Annotated in this window: 19 protein-coding genes; 15 read left to right on the forward strand and 4 right to left on the reverse strand. The window is 64.5% G+C overall.

Going from position 1 to position 18,242, the window contains the following annotated elements; genetic code table 11:
• Positions 1-25: 25 nt before the first annotated feature.
• The 11 genes from mltG to GCT19_RS11775 all read left to right on the forward strand — a co-directional run bounded on the left by mltG (position 26) and on the right by GCT19_RS11775 (position 9,837).
• Complete coding sequence (gene mltG, locus GCT19_RS11730) at positions 26-1,036, forward strand: endolytic transglycosylase MltG (protein ID WP_152852022.1); 1,011 nt, start codon at positions 26-28, stop codon at positions 1,034-1,036.
• A complete protein-coding gene (gene tmk, locus GCT19_RS11735) occupies positions 1,036-1,656 on the forward strand; it encodes a dTMP kinase (RefSeq protein WP_018431994.1) in 621 nt (206 codons plus the stop codon). Before mltG ends, tmk begins: the two co-directional genes overlap by 1 nt.
• A gap of 94 nt (positions 1,657-1,750) precedes the next feature.
• A complete protein-coding gene (locus GCT19_RS11740; RefSeq protein ID WP_152852023.1) occupies positions 1,751-2,785 on the forward strand; it encodes a DNA polymerase III subunit delta' in 1,035 nt (344 codons plus the stop codon).
• A gap of 48 nt (positions 2,786-2,833) precedes the next feature.
• A complete protein-coding gene (locus GCT19_RS11745) occupies positions 2,834-3,349 on the forward strand; it encodes a GNAT family N-acetyltransferase (protein WP_013089432.1) in 516 nt (171 codons plus the stop codon).
• A 91-nt stretch (positions 3,350-3,440) separates the two neighbouring features.
• Positions 3,441-4,232 (forward strand): TatD family hydrolase, encoded by a 792-nt coding sequence (locus GCT19_RS11750; protein WP_152852024.1) that lies wholly within the window; start codon positions 3,441-3,443, stop codon positions 4,230-4,232.
• Positions 4,233-4,284: 52 nt separating this feature from the next.
• Positions 4,285-5,016: an ankyrin repeat domain-containing protein gene (locus GCT19_RS11755; RefSeq protein WP_152852025.1), complete on the forward strand. Its 732-nt coding sequence runs from the start codon at positions 4,285-4,287 to the stop codon at positions 5,014-5,016.
• A complete protein-coding gene (locus GCT19_RS42700) occupies positions 5,013-5,183 on the forward strand; it encodes a hypothetical protein (RefSeq protein ID WP_176136286.1) in 171 nt (56 codons plus the stop codon). Before GCT19_RS11755 ends, GCT19_RS42700 begins: the two co-directional genes overlap by 4 nt.
• Before the next feature lie 24 nt (positions 5,184-5,207).
• Positions 5,208-5,564 carry a Rap1a/Tai family immunity protein gene (locus GCT19_RS11760; protein WP_018431989.1) on the forward strand — a complete coding sequence of 119 codons (357 nt, stop codon included), beginning with the start codon at positions 5,208-5,210 and terminating at the stop codon, positions 5,562-5,564.
• Between the two features lie 156 nt (positions 5,565-5,720).
• A complete protein-coding gene (locus GCT19_RS11765) occupies positions 5,721-6,944 on the forward strand; it encodes a mechanosensitive ion channel family protein (protein ID WP_152852026.1) in 1,224 nt (407 codons plus the stop codon).
• A gap of 144 nt (positions 6,945-7,088) precedes the next feature.
• Positions 7,089-8,501, forward strand: a complete 1,413-nt coding sequence (gene otsA / locus GCT19_RS11770) for an alpha,alpha-trehalose-phosphate synthase (UDP-forming) (protein ID WP_018431987.1) — start codon at positions 7,089-7,091, stop codon at positions 8,499-8,501.
• Positions 8,502-8,769: 268 nt separating this feature from the next.
• Positions 8,770-9,837, forward strand: a complete 1,068-nt coding sequence (locus GCT19_RS11775; RefSeq protein WP_152852027.1) for a glycosyltransferase family 4 protein — start codon at positions 8,770-8,772, stop codon at positions 9,835-9,837.
• Between the two features lie 231 nt (positions 9,838-10,068).
• Here GCT19_RS11775 and GCT19_RS11780 read toward each other — a convergent pair whose 3' ends face one another.
• The 3 genes from GCT19_RS11780 to GCT19_RS11790 form a co-directional block, all read right to left on the reverse strand.
• On the reverse strand, positions 10,069-10,656 hold the full coding sequence (locus GCT19_RS11780) for a BPSL1445 family SYLF domain-containing lipoprotein (protein WP_026228012.1): 588 nt from the start codon (positions 10,654-10,656) through the stop codon (positions 10,069-10,071).
• Between the two features lie 385 nt (positions 10,657-11,041).
• On the reverse strand, positions 11,042-11,491 hold the full coding sequence (locus GCT19_RS11785) for a hypothetical protein (protein ID WP_026228011.1): 450 nt from the start codon (positions 11,489-11,491) through the stop codon (positions 11,042-11,044).
• A 234-nt stretch (positions 11,492-11,725) separates the two neighbouring features.
• Positions 11,726-12,025: a PsiF family protein gene (locus GCT19_RS11790; protein WP_018431983.1), complete on the reverse strand. Its 300-nt coding sequence runs from the start codon at positions 12,023-12,025 to the stop codon at positions 11,726-11,728.
• Between the two features lie 448 nt (positions 12,026-12,473).
• On the opposite strand from GCT19_RS11790, the gene GCT19_RS11795 reads away from it, so the two are divergent.
• Positions 12,474-12,773, forward strand: a complete 300-nt coding sequence (locus GCT19_RS11795; protein WP_018431982.1) for a YciI-like protein — start codon at positions 12,474-12,476, stop codon at positions 12,771-12,773.
• A 582-nt stretch (positions 12,774-13,355) separates the two neighbouring features.
• Positions 13,356-14,549, forward strand: a complete 1,194-nt coding sequence (locus tag GCT19_RS11800; protein ID WP_018431980.1) for a transposase — start codon at positions 13,356-13,358, stop codon at positions 14,547-14,549.
• A 69-nt stretch (positions 14,550-14,618) separates the two neighbouring features.
• Here the strand turns inward: GCT19_RS11800 and GCT19_RS11805 are convergent, their stop codons facing one another.
• Positions 14,619-16,190: a mannose-1-phosphate guanylyltransferase/mannose-6-phosphate isomerase gene (locus tag GCT19_RS11805; RefSeq protein WP_152852028.1), complete on the reverse strand. Its 1,572-nt coding sequence runs from the start codon at positions 16,188-16,190 to the stop codon at positions 14,619-14,621.
• Positions 16,191-16,394: 204 nt separating this feature from the next.
• Between GCT19_RS11805 and GCT19_RS42705 the strand changes: the two genes are divergently transcribed.
• Both GCT19_RS42705 and GCT19_RS11810 read left to right on the forward strand, forming a co-directional pair.
• On the forward strand, positions 16,395-16,565 hold the full coding sequence (locus GCT19_RS42705; protein ID WP_176136293.1) for a hypothetical protein: 171 nt from the start codon (positions 16,395-16,397) through the stop codon (positions 16,563-16,565).
• Between the two features lie 229 nt (positions 16,566-16,794).
• Positions 16,795-18,192 (forward strand): undecaprenyl-phosphate glucose phosphotransferase, encoded by a 1,398-nt coding sequence (locus GCT19_RS11810; RefSeq protein ID WP_152852029.1) that lies wholly within the window; start codon positions 16,795-16,797, stop codon positions 18,190-18,192.
• The last annotated feature ends 50 nt before the right edge of the window (positions 18,193-18,242 follow it).

Raw genomic sequence — 18,242 nt, forward strand, 5'->3', positions numbered from 1 at the left:
TCAGTCCAACCCAGTCACGTTTCGCATGACCCTTTTCAAGAAATGTTTCGCAGCCGGCGCGCTCGTCGTTGTGCTGACCGCGGCGGCCATCGCCGCTGGATACTACTGGGCCACCCGCCCGCTCGAATTGACCCCGGCGCAACTCGACGTCACCGTCAAACCGCACAGCAGCCTGCGCAGCGTCGCGCTGCAGCTCAATCGCGGCGGCGTGCCGGTCGAACCCGAGCTGTTCATCGCGATGACGCGGCTGCTCGGGCTGCAAAGCGACCTGAAGTCCGGCAACTACGAGTTCAAGAGCGGCATCACGCCCTACGAGGTGCTGCAGAAAATCGCGCGCGGCGACGTCAACGAATACGTGGCGACGATCATCGAAGGCTGGACCTTCAAGCGCATGCGCGCCGAGCTCGACGCGAATCCCGCGCTGAAGCACGACACGCTCGGCATGAGCGACGCCGATCTGATGAGCGCAATCGGCGCGCCCGAGGCGTCGATCGGCAATGGCGAAGGGCTGTTCTTCCCGGATACCTATCTGTTCGACAAGGACACGAGCGACCTCGACATCTACCGCCGCGCTTACCGGCTGATGCGCGTGCGTCTCGACGAAGCGTGGCTCGCGCGCGCGCCGAACCTGCCGTACAAGACGCCGTACGACGCGCTGACGATGGCGTCGATCATCGAAAAGGAAACCGGCAAGGCGTCCGACCGCGCGCTCGTCGCCGCCGTGTTCGCCAACCGTCTGCGCGCGGGCATGCCGCTGCAGACCGACCCGACTGTGATCTACGGCATGGGCGACAGCTACGCCGGCCGCATCAGGAAGAAAGACCTGCAGACCGACACTCCCTACAATACCTACACGCGGATGGGCCTCCCGCCGACGCCGATCTCGCTGCCGAGCGTCGCGTCGCTGCAGGCGGCGATGAACCCGGCGCCGAGCAGCGCGCTGTACTTCGTGTCGCGCGGCGACGGCAGCAGCATCTTTTCTGACACCCTCGGCGAACACAACAAGGCCGTGGACAAATACATTCGAGGGCAATGATGGCGCGCGGCAAATTCATAACGTTTGAAGGCATCGACGGCGCGGGCAAGACCACCCATCTGGGCTGGTTCCGCGAACGGCTCGAGGCGAAACTCGCGCCGAGCGGCCGCTCGGTGGTGATGACGCGCGAGCCCGGCGGCACGCCGCTCGGCGAGCAGATCCGCGAAATCGTCCTGCATCAGAAGATGGACCTCGAAACCGAGGCGCTGTTGATGTTCGCGCTGCGCCGCCAGCATCTGGCCGAGGTGATCGAGCCGGCGCTCACGCGCGGCGACTGGGTGTTGTCCGACCGTTTCACCGACGCCACGTTCGCGTACCAGGGCGGCGGCCGCGGCCTGCCGCGCGACAAGCTGGAGACGCTCGAGCGTTGGGTGCAGGGTGGTTTCCAGCCGGATTTGACCGTGCTGTTCGACCTGCCGCCCGCCGTTGCCAACGAGCGGCGCAGCGCGGCGCGCAACCCGGATCGTTTCGAGAGCGAGTCGGCGGCGTTTTTCGAGCGCACGCGCGCCGAATATATGCGCCGCGCCGAAGAAGCGCCGTATCGATTCGCTATCATCGACTCTTCGCAGAGCATCGCGCGGATCCAGAAGCAGCTTGAAGAGTTGATTGCAACTCTTTGATTCAGAGGCAATATTACTGCTTCTTATAATCACGCGCCAAGTTGATTCGTTATCTGAAGTAACGCGTGCAACCAATTGATTCAAAAGACAAACGATGATCTATCCGTGGCAAGCCGATGACTGGAACCGCCTGCAGCAGCTGCGCGCCCACTGGCCGCACGCGTTGTTGCTGCACGGTCAGGCGGGTATCGGCAAGCTGCGCTTCGCGCAGCACCTCGCGCAGGGTCTGCTGTGCGAGGCGCCGCAGCCGAACGGCGAGCCGTGCGGTTCGTGCGTGGCCTGCAACTGGTTTGCGCAGGGCAATCATCCCGACTATCGCATCGTCGTGCCGGAGGCGCTCGCCGCCGAAGCCGGTCTCGCGAACGGCGCCGAAGACAAGGCCGAAAAAGCCGAAGGCGACGAGGGCAAAAAGACCCGCACGCCGAGCAAGGAAATCAAGATCGAACAGATCCGCGGTCTGCTCGACTTCGTCGGTGTCGGCTCGCACCGCGGCGGCGCGCGCGTGGTCGTGCTGTATCCGGCCGAGGCGCTCAACGTCGCGGCCGCCAACGCGTTGCTGAAGACGCTCGAAGAACCGCCCGCGGGCGTCGTGTTCCTGATGGTGTCGGCGCGCATCGACCGTTTGCTGCCGACCATCATCAGCCGCTGCCGTCAGTGGCCGATGAGCGTGCCTGCGCCGGACACCGCCGCGCCATGGCTCGCCGCACAAGGCGTCGACGACGCCGCCGCGCTGCTCGCCGAAGCGGGCGGCGCGCCGCTCGCCGCGCTCGCGCTCGCCAGCGACGAAAACCGTCCGCTGCGCGACTGGACGCTCAAGCAGCTCGCGGCTGGCGCAGGCTGCGACGCGTTCGCCTGTGGCGAGGCGCTGCAGAAGCTGCCGGTGCCGCTCGTGCTCGGCTGGCTGCAGCGCTGGATGTACGATCTGCTCGCACAGCGCACCGCCGGCGCGCCGCGCTATTTCCCGCAGGCCTCGGCCGCGCTGACGCGCTGCGCCGCGCAGGCCGACGCCAATGCATTCGCGCGCTTTCTGCGAACCGTTACGCGCCAGCGCGCCGTCGAGAACCATCCGCTGAACGCGCGGCTCGTATTCGAGGAACTGTTCATCGGCTATCGCGCGCTGTTCGCGTGAGCCCGCAGCCGGACAGCCTTCCGTCTCATTCCATTCAAGCCAGCCACCATGAGCCTTTCCTACCGCGACGCCACGCTCGACGACCTGCCTGCGATCGTCGCCATCTACAATTCGACGATCCCGTCGCGCCAGGTCACCGCGGACCTCGAGCCGGTCAGCGTTGAGAGCCGGCATGCGTGGTTTGATGCGCACGGCCCGCAAAAACGGCCGCTGTGGGTGGTCGAAGATCCGAAGCAGGCGGGCCGCGTGATCGCGTGGCTGAGCTTTTCCGATTTTTATGGCCGGCCGGCTTATCAGCGCACCGCCGAAGTCAGCATCTATCTCGACGAAAGCGCGCGCGGCCAGGGTCTCGGCAAACAGTTGCTGGCGGCTTCGCTCGACGCGGCACCGGGTCTCGGCATCGACACGGTGCTCGGCTTCGTGTTCGGTCACAATGAAGCGAGCGTGCGGCTGTTCCGCGGCTTCGGCTTCGACGCATGGGGCACGCTGCCGCGCGTCGCGGTGCTGGACGGCGTCGAGCGCGATCTGGTGATTCTTGGCAAGCGCCTTGCGCACGCGAGTTGAGCAAGCTACCAAGCAAGCTATCTGAGTTGTCCCAAGCGGCCCCGGCCACGCCGTCGCCCGATTGCAAAGCCTTTTTTCGCAGGACCTGACCATGTTTGTCGATTCACACTGCCATATCAACTTCGAAGGACTCGCGGACCGTCTGCCGCAAGTGCTCGACAACATGCGCAGCCATTCGGTGTCGCACGCGCTGTGCGTGTCGGTGGACCTCGAAACGCTGCCGTCGGTGCTGGATATCGCCGGCCGCTATGACAACGTGTACGCGTCGGTCGGCGTGCATCCCGATCACGAGCACATGCGCGAGCCGAGCGTGGCCGAGCTGGTCGAACTGGCGGAACACCCGAAGGTCGTCGCGATCGGCGAAACCGGGCTCGACTACTACCGCCTCGAAGGCCGCTCGATCGCCGACATGGAATGGCAGCGCGAGCGCTTTCGCACGCACATCCGCGCCGCGCACGCGACCCGCAAGCCGCTGATCATCCACACCCGGTCGTCGTCGGAAGATACGTTGCGCATCATGTCCGAGGAGCGCGCGGGCGTGCCGGGCGGCGTCATGCATTGCTTCACCGAACCATGGGCCATCGCCGAGCAGGCGCTCGCGCAGAATTTCTACATTTCGCTGTCGGGCATCGTCACGTTCAAGAACGCGACCGATGTGCAGGAGGTTGCGCGCCGCGTACCGCTCGAGCGTCTGCTGATCGAAACCGATTCGCCGTATCTGGCGCCGGTGCCGTATCGCGGCAAACCGAATGAACCTGCGTACGTCAGTTATGTCGGACGCTTCATCGCGCAGCAACGCGAGATGCCGGACGAGGCGCTGGCCGCCGCAACCACGCAAAATTTCTTCAGGCTGTTCGGAATCGCCGCGCCGGCCGGCGTCTGAGTTAAAAAGCCTCGCACCATCAAAGGGATAGGAAGCTTTCCTAAAGTACTATATGAAAAACATTTCGATGTCGTCCGCTGCTTTCCAACCGCTGTGCGCCGGACCGGCCGCTCGGGCTCTCGCGCCGGCACGCCGTCTCGCATGCGCCGCCGCGCTCGCCTGCGCGGCGCTAGTCGCGATGCCCGCGCACGCAGCGCCGATCGACACGCTGATCAAGGCGGTCAAGTTCGACGACGTCGACGGCGTCAACAAGCTGCTCGCGAAGGGCATGGACCCGAACAGCGTCGACAACCAGGGCATGCCGCTGCTCGTGATCGCCGCGCGCGAAAAATCCGACAAGGTCGCAGCCGCGTTGCTCGCGAATCAGAAGACCGACATCGAGATTCAGGACAAGGCCGGCGAGAACGCGCTGATGATGGCGTCGCTGGTCGGCGACCTGAACCTCGTGAATCTGCTGATCGCGAAGGACGCCGAGGTCAACAAGAAGGGCTGGGCGCCGCTGCACTACGCGGCCGCGAACGGCCACGACGACATCGTCAAGGTGCTGCTGGACCACTCGGCTTACGTCGACACGGGCTCGCCGAACGGCACCACGCCGTTGATGATGGCCGCGCGCGGCGGCCACGTGTCGACCGTCAAGCTGCTGCTCGACAATGGCGCGGACCTGTCGGTGAAAAACCAGATCGGCATGACCGCGCTCGATTTCGCCAAGACCTACAAGGAACCGGACGTCGTCGAAGGGCTCACGGCGCGCATGCAGCAGACCCAGCAGCAGAAGCAATGACGCTGTCGGCAGGCCGCGCGGCGCGCCCCCGAGGCCGTGCCGTTTTGCTGCCGTTTTGTCCGACCCGCGCGGCAGCGGGCCTGCTGCCGCCGCGCAAAACAGTGCAGAATGACGACTTCGGCGCGCCGCGTGGCGCGCCGTCCGGACGCGGCAGAAAGACCGCGTGATAAACAACCCTGGAAAGGAACACCATGCTGCGGGCATTGATTTTCGCCGGCGCGCTTGCCTTGCCGCTTTCGGCAGCCGCGTTTACGGGAGGCGACCTCAACAAGCTGTGCACCAAGACGGACATCGCTTCGCGTAGCGCCTGCGCGGCCTACATCGAAGGCGCGGCCGACGGCATCTTCAACACGATCGACGCGATCGGCGGCACCACCGGTCCGCGCGTCGGCCAGTACTTCTGCCTGCCGCCGGACGCGCGCTCGGCGCAGTTGACCGACGCGGTGCGCAAGTACATCGCCGAGAATCCGAACGCCGCGGGCTACAACGCGAGCACGGCGATTTCGCTGGGTCTCGGCAAGGCGTTTCCCTGCAAAAGCGGCAGCTGATCGATAAACGCCCGCGCATTGAAGAACCCGTTGTAACGCCCAGGCGCTGTCGTGCGCCTCGGGTGTCGGGGTCGTCGCTCCCGCTGGGGCGCCCCCGGATGTCAGTAGTCCCGCAGGCGCGCCGCCGCTCATCGAGCCCGGAGGAAGATGCCCGTTATGCCTACTATCGACGACTTCTACCGCGTGGCCGCCGCGCCGTTGCATACGTGGCTCGGCGCGCTGATCGTGACGGCCTTCGTGACGGTCGTGGCGATCGGCGTTCACCGCTTCGGCGCGCGTGTCGTGATGCGCCTCGCGCAGCCTCATGCGCTGACGAGCGTCGTGCTGCGCTACATCGACAAGCCGTCGCTGTTCGTCCTCGTGATCCTCGTGTTCGCGTGGGTCTGGTCCGAGGCGCCCGATACCCTGAACTTCATCGAACCGGTGCGCGACATCACCGGCATCGCGCTGATCGCCGCGCTGACGTGGCTGTCCGTGCGCTCGGCCGCGGCGATCGGCGAAGCGATCATCCGCGCCCATCCGCTCGATTCCGCCGATAACCTGCAGGCGCGCCGCATCCATACCCAGGCGCGCGTGCTCGCGCGCTCGGTGATGATCGTGATCGTGATCATCGGTGTCGGCGGTGCGCTGATGACCTTGCCCAATGTGCGGCAGATCGGCGCGAGCCTGCTGGCTTCGGCCGGTGTCGCCGGTCTGGTCGCCGGTATCGCGGCGCGGCCGGTGCTCGGCAACCTGATCGCCGGTTTGCAGATTGCGCTGTCGCAGCCGATCCGCCTCGACGACGTGGTCGTGATCCAGAACGAGTGGGGGCGCATCGAGGAAATCACCGGTACTTACGTGTCGGTGCGGCTGTGGGACCAGCGCCGGCTGATCGTGCCGCTGCAATGGTTTATCGAAAACCCGTTCACGAACTGGACGCGCAACAGCTCGCAAATCATCGGCACCGTGTTCCTGTTCGTCGATTACCGGATGCCGCTCGCGCCGCTGCGCGAGGAACTCGCGCGCATCGTCGAGAACGCGCCCGAGTGGGACCGCCGCGTGCAGGTGCTGCAGGTGACCGACTGCACCGAGCGCGCGATGCAGTTGCGCGCGCTCGTCAGCGCGCCCGATTCCGGCCTCGCGTGGGATTTGCGCTGCCGCGTGCGCGAAGGGCTGCTCGATTTCGTGCACCGGCATTACCCGGAGTACCTGCCGCGGGCGCGTGCGGAGGTGTCGGCGGAGCTGGAGACCAGCGGCGCTGCTCCGATCGACTGGCTGCCGCGCAGCCGGCAGGCGCCAGCCGGCAGCACCGCCGCGCATACCGAAGCCGATCCGGTGGCGAGCCGGCTCGGACGCACGGGCCCGGCCGAAGTCCCGCAGAAGACGGAGGAGCAGGCTTAGTCAGGCGTTGCCGAGCGCCGCTCACGAATCGCGCGCCGCGAACGTCGAGCGCGCTCACGCCCAACGGTGCCTGGGCACGCCGATTGCTGCTTACGCCCGCGCAGGCGGCGCGGCGCACCGCAAGAACTACGGAGGACATGCACTATGGGCCGATTGATCGTCGTGTCGAATCGCGTCGCGACGCCGACGGAGACCAAGGGATCGGCGGGCGGACTCGCCGTCGGCGTATTCGGCGCGCTAAAGGATGCGGGGGGTGTCTGGTTCGGCTGGAGCGGCGACGTGGTCAGCGAAACGGTCGCCAACGCGGGGCCGATGCTCGAGCAGGACGGCGCGGTGACCTTCGCGACCGTCGGCCTCACGCGCAAGGACTACGACCAGTATTACCGCGGCTTCTCGAACGCGACGCTATGGCCGGTATTCCACTACCGCAACGACCTCGCGCGCTACGAGCGCGAAGAGTACGCGGGCTACCGGCGCGTCAATGCATGGCTCGCGCACAAGCTGGTCAAGCTGCTCGAACCGGACGACATCATCTGGATTCACGACTACCATCTGATCCCGTTCGCCGAGGCGCTGCGCAGCGAAGGCGTGACGAACCGCATCGGTTTCTTCCTGCACATCCCGTTTCCCGCGCCGCAGATCCTGCTCAACATTCCGCCGCACGAGGAGCTCGTCAAGTCGCTGTCGTGCTATGACCTGCTTGGCTTCCAGACCGCCACCGACCAGCAGGCGTTTCACGACTACGTGACGCGTCACGCGCGCGGCACAGTCAGCGCGGACGGCAGCGTCGAGGCGTTCGGGCGCAAGCTGCGCACCGGCGTGTACCGGATCGGCGTGTTTCCCGACGAAATCGCCGAGCAGGCCAAACGCTACGAAAGCCGCCAGCACGTGCTCGAACTGAAGCAGAGCCTCGAAGGGCGCAAGCTGATCATGAGCGTCGACCGGCTCGATTATTCGAAGGGGCTGGTCGAGCGCTTTCGCGCGTTCGAACTGCTGCTCGAACGCTCGCCGGAATGGCGCGGCAACGTCACACTCGTGCAGATCGCGCCGCCGACGCGCTCGGATGTCGCGACCTATCAGAAGATTCGCCAGGATCTCGAATACGAGGCAGGGCGCATCAACGGCCGCTACTCGGGGCTCGATTACACGCCGATCCGCTATCTGAACCAGCAGTACGACCGCTGGAAGCTGATGTCGCTGTTTCGCGAGTCGCAGATCGGCTTCGTCACGCCGCTGCACGACGGCATGAACCTCGTCGCGAAGGAGTACGTGGCCGCGCAGAATCCCGACGACCCCGGCGTGCTGGTGCTGTCGATTTTCGCGGGCGCCGCGGCCGAGCTCTCTGGCGCGGTGCTCGTCAATCCGCACGATGCGATCGGCATGTGCGAAGCCTTGCAGCGCGCATTGCAGATGCCGCTCGACGCGCGCCAGCGGCGTCACGAAATCAATATGGCCGCGCTGCGCGAGAACGATCTCGGGGTGTGGCGCGACAGCTTTCTCAGGGATTTGCGCAGCGTGCCCGTACGCCGGGCGGGCGAGGCCGGCGGCCACCAATGACGGCGCGATGATGGCGCGATGAAGGCCCAAAGCCCGCGCAAAGCCGGCGCGCGGCCCCGTGTCACCGGATGTAAGCCGTTTGTAACAGCACAGAGCAATTGCAAGACCTGCGGCTTTTGCACCGACGCCAGGGAATAATCCTCCGTAGCGACGATGCATGCGGCGCTTAGGGACCGCGTGAATTGATCCGACGTCATGGCGCTGTCATACTCGGCGTCGCCGACGGCATCGCGATTGCGCGCCAGCCGTCGGCTCACGGAGACACAATATGAAGATTGCGCAGATCGCCCCGCTGACCGAATCGGTGCCGCCGAAGCTATACGGCGGCACGGAGCGGGTCGTGTCGTACATCACCGAAGCGCTGGTCGAACAGGGTCACGACGTGACGCTGTTCGCGAGCGGCGACTCCGTCACCAGCGCGAAGCTCGAAGCGGTGTGGCCGCGCGCGCTGCGGCTCGATCCGGGCATTCGCGACCGCGTCGCGCCGCACATGCTGCTGATGGAACTGGTGCGCCGCCAGGCCGAAGACTTCGACGTGCTGCATTTCCACCTCGACTACTACTCGTTCTCGGTATTCAGGCGGCAGGACACGCCGTTCGTCACGACGATGCACGGCCGGCTCGATCTGCCTGAGCAGCAGCCGGTGTTCGACACGTTCAACTCGGTGCCGGTGATCTCGATCTCGAATGCGCAGCGCCATCCGCTGCCGCAGGCGCGCTGGCTCACCACGGTCTATCACGGCCTGCCGGAGCAGCTCTATACGCCGCAACCGGTCGAGCAGAAGTACCTCGCGTTTCTCGGCCGGATTTCGCCGGAAAAACGCGTCGATACGGCGATCCGCATCGCGCGCCGCTGCGGCATGCCGATCCGCATCGCCGCCAAGGTCGATGCGGCCGACCGCGAATACTTCGAGCGCGATATCCGGCCGTTGCTCGACCTGCCGTATGTCGAGTACATCGGCGAGATTGCCGATCATCAGAAGGCCGAGTTTCTGTCGGGCGCGCATGCGTTGCTGTTTCCGATCGACTGGCCGGAGCCGTTCGGTCTCGTGATGATCGAGGCGATGGCGTGCGGCACGCCGGTGATCGCGTTCAATCGCGGCTCGGTGCCGGAAGTGCTCGAAGAGGGCGTGACCGGGTTCATCGTCGAGGACGAGATCGGCGCGGTGGCGGCCGTGAACAGGCTGCACAAGGTTCCCCGCACGGGCGTGCGGCGGCGCTTCGAGGAGCGCTTCACGTCGCACCGGATGGCGCGTCAGTATGTGGAGGCTTATCAGTCGGTGATTCGCGCGCAGAAGCGCTCGAGGTTCAAGGTGATCGATTCGTCGGGCGCTTGACGCGGGATCGTTCGCCAGTGTCGAAGCGAAGAACGGCGCGGTGCGCGATGCGCGGCGCCGTTTTTTTTCGCGCTTGAGTTTTGTCGCGGGTGAGCGCCGGCATCGGCATCACACAACAAAAAGGCCGCGCGATGACCCACACAAGGTCCCTCGCGCGGCCTTCGCCGCGATGCGATCCGGATGCAAAGCCCGCGCGCGCAAGTGTTCAGCGGAGCGTGCCGATGAACGCGCTCAGATCTTCAGCCGCGTGACCTTCGTGCCTTGCAGCGACACGTCGCCCATCAGGCCCGCGTTGGTCAACACGAAAACCTGCACCGGCGCGGTGGCCGTGGTCGTGTCGACGGCGCCGTTCGCGCCGACCTTCACGAGCGCGACCGATGCATCGACGCCGGCCGACCAGCCGTCCGCGTTGCGGAATTTGTCGAGCGAATCCTGCGTCATGAACAGGAAGATGAGTGCCTTCGACTGCGCGCCCGCCGTCAGGCCGAACGAGCCCGACACGGTGCTGTAGTAGCCGACCGTCGCGCCGCCCACTCGCAATGCGCCTTCGCCATACTGACCGCCGACGATGAAGCCCGCCTGTATCACCGACGGGAACACCAGCACGCCCCGCGCCTTCGACACCAGCTCACGTGAGCCCGGCACGGTCGTGAACAGCCTGGACAGCGTGCCGTCGACGCTGGCGTCGATCGACTGTCGTTTCGAGGCGTTGACATGAGCATTGTCCGGAGTGTTGCCCGTCGTCGTACACCCGGCGAGTGCAAGGCCTCCGAAGGCTAGCGCAGCGGTCGTCTTCAACATGAAGTGTCGTCTTTGCATCGTTTTTCTCCGTGGTGGGTCCGGTGCGCAACCGTGTTGTTGTCGCATGGTTGCCTCTGAGTTATAACACAGCCTGGTCTAAAAGGCGCGTTGCGTGGCAACGCGAAAAGCCTTATGGGACAAGGGTTTGAGGCTGATCGCAAGGTTCTTTTCAGTAAATTTGACCGGTCCGCCGAGCAGCGTCGAAGTACGCGTCCAGCGAAGATCGGAGGAGGCGAAGCGGACGAGCGCCCGAAGCGCGGCGATTTTGGGGACGCTTCGGCGCGACCCCGCGATGCGCCGGTTTTTACCGATTTTCGCGTCCCGTGGCGGCCCATCGACATCGAAGTGAAAGTGTTGTTTCGGCGCAGCAGATGGCCGCGAGTGCCAACGGCGCGGCCGCCGCTCACCCGTGATTCACCGGACTCTTGACCGCGGGCGGGCGCCGCAGCGCGCGGCGCACCATGCCGATGATTGCGCCGATCACGAACAGGATCGCCGCCGGCACGATCCAATAGCCGACGAACGCGTGCCACAGATAGGCGAACAGCGTCGAGCGGCGCACACTGTATTCGTTGATCGCGTCCTGCTGACGCGGCGCATTGGCAGCCAGCACGTCGGCCGGGCAGCCGGCGGCTTTCGCCTCGTCGGGCTTGCCATGGCAACGCGCAGGCGCGCCGGCGGCGCGCTGCGCCTGAGTGAAATTCCAGGTAGTCAGCGCGCGATCGAGATCGACCGCGTTGTACGACATTTCCTCGCGGATCTCGTTGACCGCCACGATCGCCACGGGCACGGCCCAGAATATGATGACCAGCAACCACCGCCTTAACCAGCGGTTTTTGTGCTTCGATACCATCCTTGCCTCCGATCGATGCTCAGTAGCACCAACGACAAGATGGCGGCCCGCGTAGTGATTGGTTCTATATGTGAGGGTGGGCCGTCTCCGCAGCCATCATAGAAGAAAACGGCGGGTCGCGGCGGCTGGACTACGAAGCAGGGGACTCGGGCGGAGCGCCGCGTAGGTGGAACGACGCGCCAGCGCCGCGTGCACAGGCAGGGCGCCGGCGTGGGGAACGGCTACGCGTATTGCTCAGTTGGCTGGCGCCGACGAGGACAGGCAGGTCTTCATGAACGCCTTGCGGTCGTCGCCTTTCTTGTCGCCCGCCTGCTTGTTGCACGCCTTCATCTTGTCCTGCTGGCTCATCGGCGCGGCGGCGGCCGGCTTCGCGGAAAGACAGGTTTGCATGAACGCCTTGCGCTCGTCGCCCTTCTTGTCGCCGGCCTGCTTGTTGCAGTCGGCCATCTTGGTCTGCTGGCTGTTCGCCGCGAACGCCGGCGATACGAGTACCGCGCCCAACACCAGCGTAGCGATAGCGGATTGGATTTTCATGGGAGACTCCATCGGTGGTGAAAACGTTTCTGGTCGTTTATGCGCGCGGGCGACGACGGCATCCATGGGCCCATCGGCGCATCCATTATGGCAAATGCCGTCTGCCAGAACGGCTCGAAATGCATTCCGGTTGACAGCGGTCCGCGCTCGTTTTCCCTGAGTAGCGGGCAGCAACCGGCGATGCGGCGTTTGAAACGATTGAATGAACGAGCGCGCGAATTTCGTTATGCAATGCAGATGAGTCGCGCCGATTATTTCAAACTTATTGAACGGAAATTACGGCTTACGGAATTTGGATCTACGGCTACCAGGCAATGAGAATTTCTACATTGCTGCGAATGCACCTGAATAGAAAATTGGCACGAAATTCGGTAGCGGCCGTTATGCTCAAATGCGCTCCGATGCACGCCGCTTCATGTCACCCTTCATCCTTGCGAGGAGACTTACGATGCACTACCTGTTGATGTACGAACTGGTGCCCGACTATCTGGCGCGACGCGGCGAGTACCGCGACGCGCATCTGAAACTCGCTTGGGCCGCCGCCGAACGGGGCGAACTGCTGCTGGCCGGCGCACTCACCGAGCCGACGGACGGTGCGGTGCTGCTCTTCACCGGCACCTCGCCGGCAGTCGCGGAAGCCTTTGCAAAGGCCGATCCGTACGTGCTATCCGGACTCGTCACGCGCTGGCGCGTGCGCGAATGGACCACCGTGGTCGGCGAGCAGGCATCGAAACCAGTGCGCCCGTAGCGTCGCTCGAAGCGACTTCGACGTCTTTCGTGTCGGGTCGAACTCCGCGCATGCGCAGCGGCCGCGTGCGCGCCTCCCATTGCCTCTATGTCACCGCGCGTGCGCGTCGCTGTTCTGTCGCCGACGCTCGACACCGCTGATCAAATCAAACATCAAATGGCATAGAAATGCATGCTGGATCGGCAATTGCATTTCTAAAAGCGCATTCGGTTCGGCAATGCGGTATTGTGCTTTGCAATACACCGATTCAATGCTGGATAAGCAGTGGCTTCTGTTACGGCAATACGAGAATCGACGCAGCGAAACAGACAAGATTGTTTCTATCGGTAACACTTGTCTCAACTGTACTCATGCAAAGAATGAGGTGGTATGCTTCGTGCACAAATTTTCCCGTGCACGAGTGAGACCGCGTTTTGTGCTTCGCAATAGGGAAGAGCCGCACCACGCATGGGCGGACTGCTCCAGCGAGCCGAACGAACAAAACAAATTTGTGCAACCGAGGGCCGCACACGGGTCGTGAACGCTGAGAATCCGTGGCAGGCCCAACGCCGCGGCCAGGCCAGGCCGCGTGGAGAAAATCCAATGTTTTTCGATGAGCTAAACAACGACGAATGGGCGCTGCTCGCGCCCCTCGTCTCCGACGAGCCGGCCGTCCGTCTGAACAGGCGCGGCCGGCCGCGCGCCGAACCGCGCATCGTGACGAATGCGGTGCTGTGGATCATGACCACGGGTGAGCCGTGGTCGAAGCTGCCGGGCCGCTATCCGTCCGGTCCCACGTGCCGTCGCCGCTTCGAAGAGTGGCAACTGAACGGCACACTGCTGGAGATGGTCCGCCTGCTGTCGCAGAGCGGCCGCACCTTCGCGTACATTCCCCAACCGGCGCCGCCCGCTACAGCCAGACCCGCGGCACCGGTGGCGCAAACCCCGAGCCCGCGCGAAGACGATAGTCTGCGCGGCGTGTCGTGGAAGAGCCCCGAGTCGTGGCAGGCGCCCGGCGTCGCGAGTGCGTTGAGCCAATGGCGCACGGCCGATCCGATCGGCGACATCACGCGGCAATTGTCGGGGCTCGCGCCAGCGGCAGTGCCGGCGGCCCCGGTGGCGACATCCGCGTTGGCGACATCGGCGGAGGCGCACGTCGAACCGCCTGCATTCGACACGGCCGAGACCGTCGCGGCCGACGAGCCGCGCCCGTCGCTGACGATGGGCCTCGCGCCGCGCGGCATGCAGGTCACCGACTCGCGCGGTTATCTGATCTACGTGGTGGTCGAGGAAGTGCCGAATGCGATGTATCGCGGGTGGGCGGAGATCATCAGGGACGGCAAGCGTGTCGAGCGCTCCGGCCTCGTCGGCCCGCGCTTCGAGGATGCGCAGCACGCGCAGCAATTCGCGCTCGACTGGGCGCGTCAGTGGATCGATCGCGAATGCGCCACCGACGCGGCAGCCGCCACGATGACCGATGCAAGCGCCGCCGAACCCGCGTCGGCACACGCGTCGGGCAACCCTGCGCAGCGCTCCGCGACCCGTTCGTTGTCGGGCCTGCGTCATGTGCCGGAACCGGCGTCGATCGATGGCCTCGCGAATCACGCGTCAAATCACGGCGCGCCGTTGCACGGGCCGCTGAAGCCATCACTGAATGCATTGCGCGGGCCGTTGCGCCGCTATCCGTCGGACACCGGGAGCGCGGGCGTCGCAAGCACGCCCACGGTGACGACCGACAGCGGCACTGTGGAGCGCTTTTCGGCGACCTACAAAGAACTCATCTCGTACGTGGGATGAGCCCGGCGGACCCTGCGGCCGCTTTTCGCCGCCGCAGGGTCCCGCCTCGTCATTGCGGCCGGTCGCAGGTCATTGCCGTCCGTACGTATCGTCGAAGCGGACGATATCGTCTTCACCCAGGTACGAACCGGACTGCACCTCGATCATTTCGAGCGGCATCTTGCCCGGGTTTTCGAGGCGATGCGTGACGCCGAGCGGAATATAGGCCGACTCGTTTTCGGACACGATAAAGCGCTCGTCGCCGCGCGTGACGAGCGCGGTGCCGCGCACGACGATCCAGTGCTCCGCGCGATGATGATGCATCTGCAATGACAACCGCGCGCCCGGCTTCACGACGATCCGCTTGACCTGGAAGCGCTCGCCGGTGTCGACGGAATCGTAGTTGCCCCACGGCCGATGCACCTTGCGATGATTGGCCGCTTCGAGCCCGCCATCCTCACGAATCCGGTTGACGATCTTCTTGACGTCCTGCACGCGTGATTTGTCGGCGACGAGTATCGCATCGGCGGTCTCGACGACGACGAGATCCTGCGTGCCGACGCAGGCAATCAGCCGTCCTTCCGAATGCGCGAACGTCGAGTTCGCACCTTCGAACATCACGCGGCCGCGGCTCACATTGCGATCGGCGTCCTTCTCGGAGATGTCCCAGATCGCGTCCCACGAACCGACGTCGGACCAGCCGGCCATCAGCGGCACGACCACGCCCGACGCGATGCTCTGATCGGCGCCCAGCTTTTCCATCACCGCATAGTCGATCGAATTCGACGGCGACGCGCCGAACGCATCGCGTTGCAGCCGGAAGAAGTCGCCGTCCGCCGTGCTGCCCGTGAAGGCCGCTTCGCATGCTTCGTAAATGGCCGGCTGAAAATGGCGAATCGCTTTGAGCCACGTCGATGCGCGCACGATGAAAATACCGCTGTTCCACCAGTATTCGCGTGATTCGACGTAGCGCCGCGCGAGTTCCAGATGCGGCTTTTCGACGAAGCGGTCGAGGCGATGCGCGACGAGGCGCGCCGATCCTTCGGTCTGCGCGGCATCCTGCACATCGTTAGAGCCGAGCGGCGCGCCGATGCGGATATAGCCGTAGCCGGTTTCCGCGCGCGTCGGCACGATCCCCATAGTCACGATTTGCCCGGCCGCCGCATGCTGAACGCCGGCGGCGACCGCCGCGTGAAAGCCTGCGCTGTCGGTGACCGCGTGATCGGCGGGCATCACGACCATGATGCCGTCTTCGTCCTGCGCAGCGACGGACAACGCGGCCACCGTCAACGCGGGCGCGGTGTCACGGCCCACCGGTTCGAGTATCAGCCGGCTCGGCTTGCCGCCCGTGCGCAACTGTTCGGCCGTCGTGAAGCGCTGTTCTTCGTTGGCGACGACCACGAGCTGGCCGGCGAGCGGATAGCCGGCTTCGAGCCCATCGAGACGGCGGGTCGTCGATTGCAGCAGCGACTCGTCGCCGAGCAGGCCAATCAACTGCTTCGGATGCTGCTCGCGCGACATCGGCCATAGCCGCGTGCCCGAGCCGCCCGCGAGAATCACGGGATGAACCTTGAGCTTGACGCTGGTCGCGGTTGAGGGCGTGGACGAAGCGGCGGGGGAAGGCCGGGTGCCGGCGGGCGTGACCGGGGCCGGAGCTGTCATGGTGAACTCTCCTCGAGGCTGGATGAATGCGTCGAGTTTTATCACGAAGTCGCGAATCAATAAAAGCGCGTTAAATACAATTCGGATAAAGCCTGCGGCGGATTTATTCGGAATGCGTGAAAAAATATCGCATCGATTGATTAAAAAATAAAAATTACCGGAAAAAAACCGGCAGGTATTTTTTTCGCTTAATGATGCGCAAGAATGACAGCACCGATGGCGCCGGTCGTCACCGGCAGAACTGTTTGGAAAGCGCGAGCTTCGGCGGAAAAGGCTCAAGTGAGTTGCCCGGAAACCTCCGTCGAGCCGCATTGCGGCAACAATTACCGCACAAAATGCATAAAAAAATTCGAAATTTTGACCGATACAATTTGAGATTTTTTGCGGTCTTGTCGCGCGAATTTTAATACCGCTTTATTGAGGTATGTACAAGGGTATTCACTCATTCGGCCTTGGCTTTTCCGTCCTGGTCAATTCAGGCGCATTCAGTGCCATTCAGCCGCGAGGCAAATGGGAAATAAAAAGCGCAACGGTGAAACCCCATGCAACACCCAATTCAACCAACCGACGGATCGCACTTGACTGACGAACAGAGGGGCGGCGCATGCTGAGCGTTCTAGCGAGAATCATCGACATAGCCATGGTCGCGCTCGCCGCGATGGTGGCGGCGGCCGTGCACAGCGGCAGAGTGGTATGGCTCGACGATATGCAAAGCGTGTCGCTCGCATTCGGCTGCCTGCTCGTGGTGGTGTTCTTTCCGGCGCTCGGCATCTATCAGTCGTGGCGCGGCAAGCCGCTCTACGATCTGCTGTCGCGCGTCACCGGCGGCTGGCTGATGGTCGAAGTGACCGGCGTGCTGATCAGCTTCAGCGTGCACCGCGCCGACAGCCTGTCGCGGCTGTGGCTCGTGTACTGGGCGCTCGCGTCGATCGTGCTGCTGGTCGTCACCAAGGTGATCGTCTATTCGATCCTGCGCGGGCTGCGCCGCGAGGGCTTCAATCAGCGCGCGGTCGCGATCGTCGGCGGCGCGCCGTACGGCCGTTTCCTGATCGAACAGATGCGCGGCCGCCCTGAAGCCGGCTTCACGCCCGTCGTCGTGTTCGACGAGGACGGCACCATCAATCCGTACGACGACCCGGACACGGCGCACGCGGTCGCGGGCGTGCCGGTCGAGCGCGACTATCAGCGCATGATCGAGCTGGTGCGCCAGCGCGCGATCCGCGAGCTGTGGCTCGCGCTGCCGATCTCGAAGGAGAAGGCGATCCATCGCTTCGTGATGGATCTGCGCAACGACTTCGTGAACATCCGCTTCATCCCCGACGTCGGCAGCCTGACGCTGTTCAATCAGCCGATGGTCGAGCTGCTCGGCGTACCCGCAATCAATCTGGCCGCCTCGCCGATCACCGATCTGCGCGTGCTGCCCAAGCGCGTATTCGACAGCCTGTTCGCGCTCGCCGCGTTGCTCGCGCTGTCGCCGCTGATGCTCGTGATCGCGCTGATGGTGAAGCTCAGCTCGCCCGGGCCGGTGTTTTTCCGCCAGCGGCGCAAGGGGATCGACGGCCGCGAGTTCGAGATCTTCAAGTTCCGCTCGATGAAGGTCCACAAGGAAGCGGCCGGCCAGATCACCCAGGCGACGCGGCGCGATCCGCGCATCACCGCGGTCGGCGCGTTCCTGCGCCGCACCAGCCTCGACGAGCTGCCGCAGTTCATCAACGTGCTGCGCGGCGAGATGTCGGTGGTCGGTCCGCGTCCCCATGCGCTCGAGCACGACGACATCTACAAGGATCTGGTGAAGGGCTATATGCACCGCTACCGGATCAAGCCGGGCATCACCGGCTGGGCGCAGATCAACGGTTATCGCGGCGAAACCGACCGCATCGAAAAGATGATGGGCCGCGTGAAGCTCGATCTGTACTACATGCAGCACTGGACCTTCTGGCTCGACATCAAGATCGTCGTGCTGACGCTGTGGAAAGGCTTCGCGGGCAGCAACGCCTATTGAACGTGACGCGCCGGGCCGTGCCGATGCCACGCATCGCGCGAGCGCGTTTC

Origin of the sequence: Paraburkholderia atlantica, assembly GCF_009362785.1 — a bacterium.
Taxonomy (GTDB): domain Bacteria; phylum Pseudomonadota; class Gammaproteobacteria; order Burkholderiales; family Burkholderiaceae; genus Paraburkholderia; species Paraburkholderia atlantica.

What these genes read in the sequence shown, in the direction of transcription:
- mltG (WP_152852022.1), top strand. Translation starts at nt 26, where the DNA reads ATGACCCTTTTCAAGAAATGTTTCGCAGCCGGCGCGCTCGTCGTTGTG.
- tmk (WP_018431994.1), top strand. Translation starts at nt 1,036, where the DNA reads ATGGCGCGCGGCAAATTCATAACGTTTGAAGGCATCGACGGCGCGGGC.
- GCT19_RS11740 (WP_152852023.1), top strand. Translation starts at nt 1,751, where the DNA reads ATGATCTATCCGTGGCAAGCCGATGACTGGAACCGCCTGCAGCAGCTG.
- GCT19_RS11745 (WP_013089432.1), top strand. Translation starts at nt 2,834, where the DNA reads ATGAGCCTTTCCTACCGCGACGCCACGCTCGACGACCTGCCTGCGATC.
- GCT19_RS11750 (WP_152852024.1), top strand. Translation starts at nt 3,441, where the DNA reads ATGTTTGTCGATTCACACTGCCATATCAACTTCGAAGGACTCGCGGAC.
- GCT19_RS11755 (WP_152852025.1), top strand. Translation starts at nt 4,285, where the DNA reads ATGAAAAACATTTCGATGTCGTCCGCTGCTTTCCAACCGCTGTGCGCC.
- GCT19_RS42700 (WP_176136286.1), top strand. Translation starts at nt 5,013, where the DNA reads ATGACGCTGTCGGCAGGCCGCGCGGCGCGCCCCCGAGGCCGTGCCGTT.
- GCT19_RS11760 (WP_018431989.1), top strand. Translation starts at nt 5,208, where the DNA reads ATGCTGCGGGCATTGATTTTCGCCGGCGCGCTTGCCTTGCCGCTTTCG.
- GCT19_RS11765 (WP_152852026.1), top strand. Translation starts at nt 5,721, where the DNA reads ATGCCTACTATCGACGACTTCTACCGCGTGGCCGCCGCGCCGTTGCAT.
- otsA (WP_018431987.1), top strand. Translation starts at nt 7,089, where the DNA reads ATGGGCCGATTGATCGTCGTGTCGAATCGCGTCGCGACGCCGACGGAG.
- GCT19_RS11775 (WP_152852027.1), top strand. Translation starts at nt 8,770, where the DNA reads ATGAAGATTGCGCAGATCGCCCCGCTGACCGAATCGGTGCCGCCGAAG.
- GCT19_RS11780 (WP_026228012.1), bottom strand. Translation starts at nt 10,656, where the DNA reads ATGCAAAGACGACACTTCATGTTGAAGACGACCGCTGCGCTAGCCTTC.
- GCT19_RS11785 (WP_026228011.1), bottom strand. Translation starts at nt 11,491, where the DNA reads ATGGTATCGAAGCACAAAAACCGCTGGTTAAGGCGGTGGTTGCTGGTC.
- GCT19_RS11790 (WP_018431983.1), bottom strand. Translation starts at nt 12,025, where the DNA reads ATGAAAATCCAATCCGCTATCGCTACGCTGGTGTTGGGCGCGGTACTC.
- GCT19_RS11795 (WP_018431982.1), top strand. Translation starts at nt 12,474, where the DNA reads ATGCACTACCTGTTGATGTACGAACTGGTGCCCGACTATCTGGCGCGA.
- GCT19_RS11800 (WP_018431980.1), top strand. Translation starts at nt 13,356, where the DNA reads ATGTTTTTCGATGAGCTAAACAACGACGAATGGGCGCTGCTCGCGCCC.
- GCT19_RS11805 (WP_152852028.1), bottom strand. Translation starts at nt 16,190, where the DNA reads ATGACAGCTCCGGCCCCGGTCACGCCCGCCGGCACCCGGCCTTCCCCC.
- GCT19_RS42705 (WP_176136293.1), top strand. Translation starts at nt 16,395, where the DNA reads ATGACAGCACCGATGGCGCCGGTCGTCACCGGCAGAACTGTTTGGAAA.
- GCT19_RS11810 (WP_152852029.1), top strand. Translation starts at nt 16,795, where the DNA reads ATGCTGAGCGTTCTAGCGAGAATCATCGACATAGCCATGGTCGCGCTC.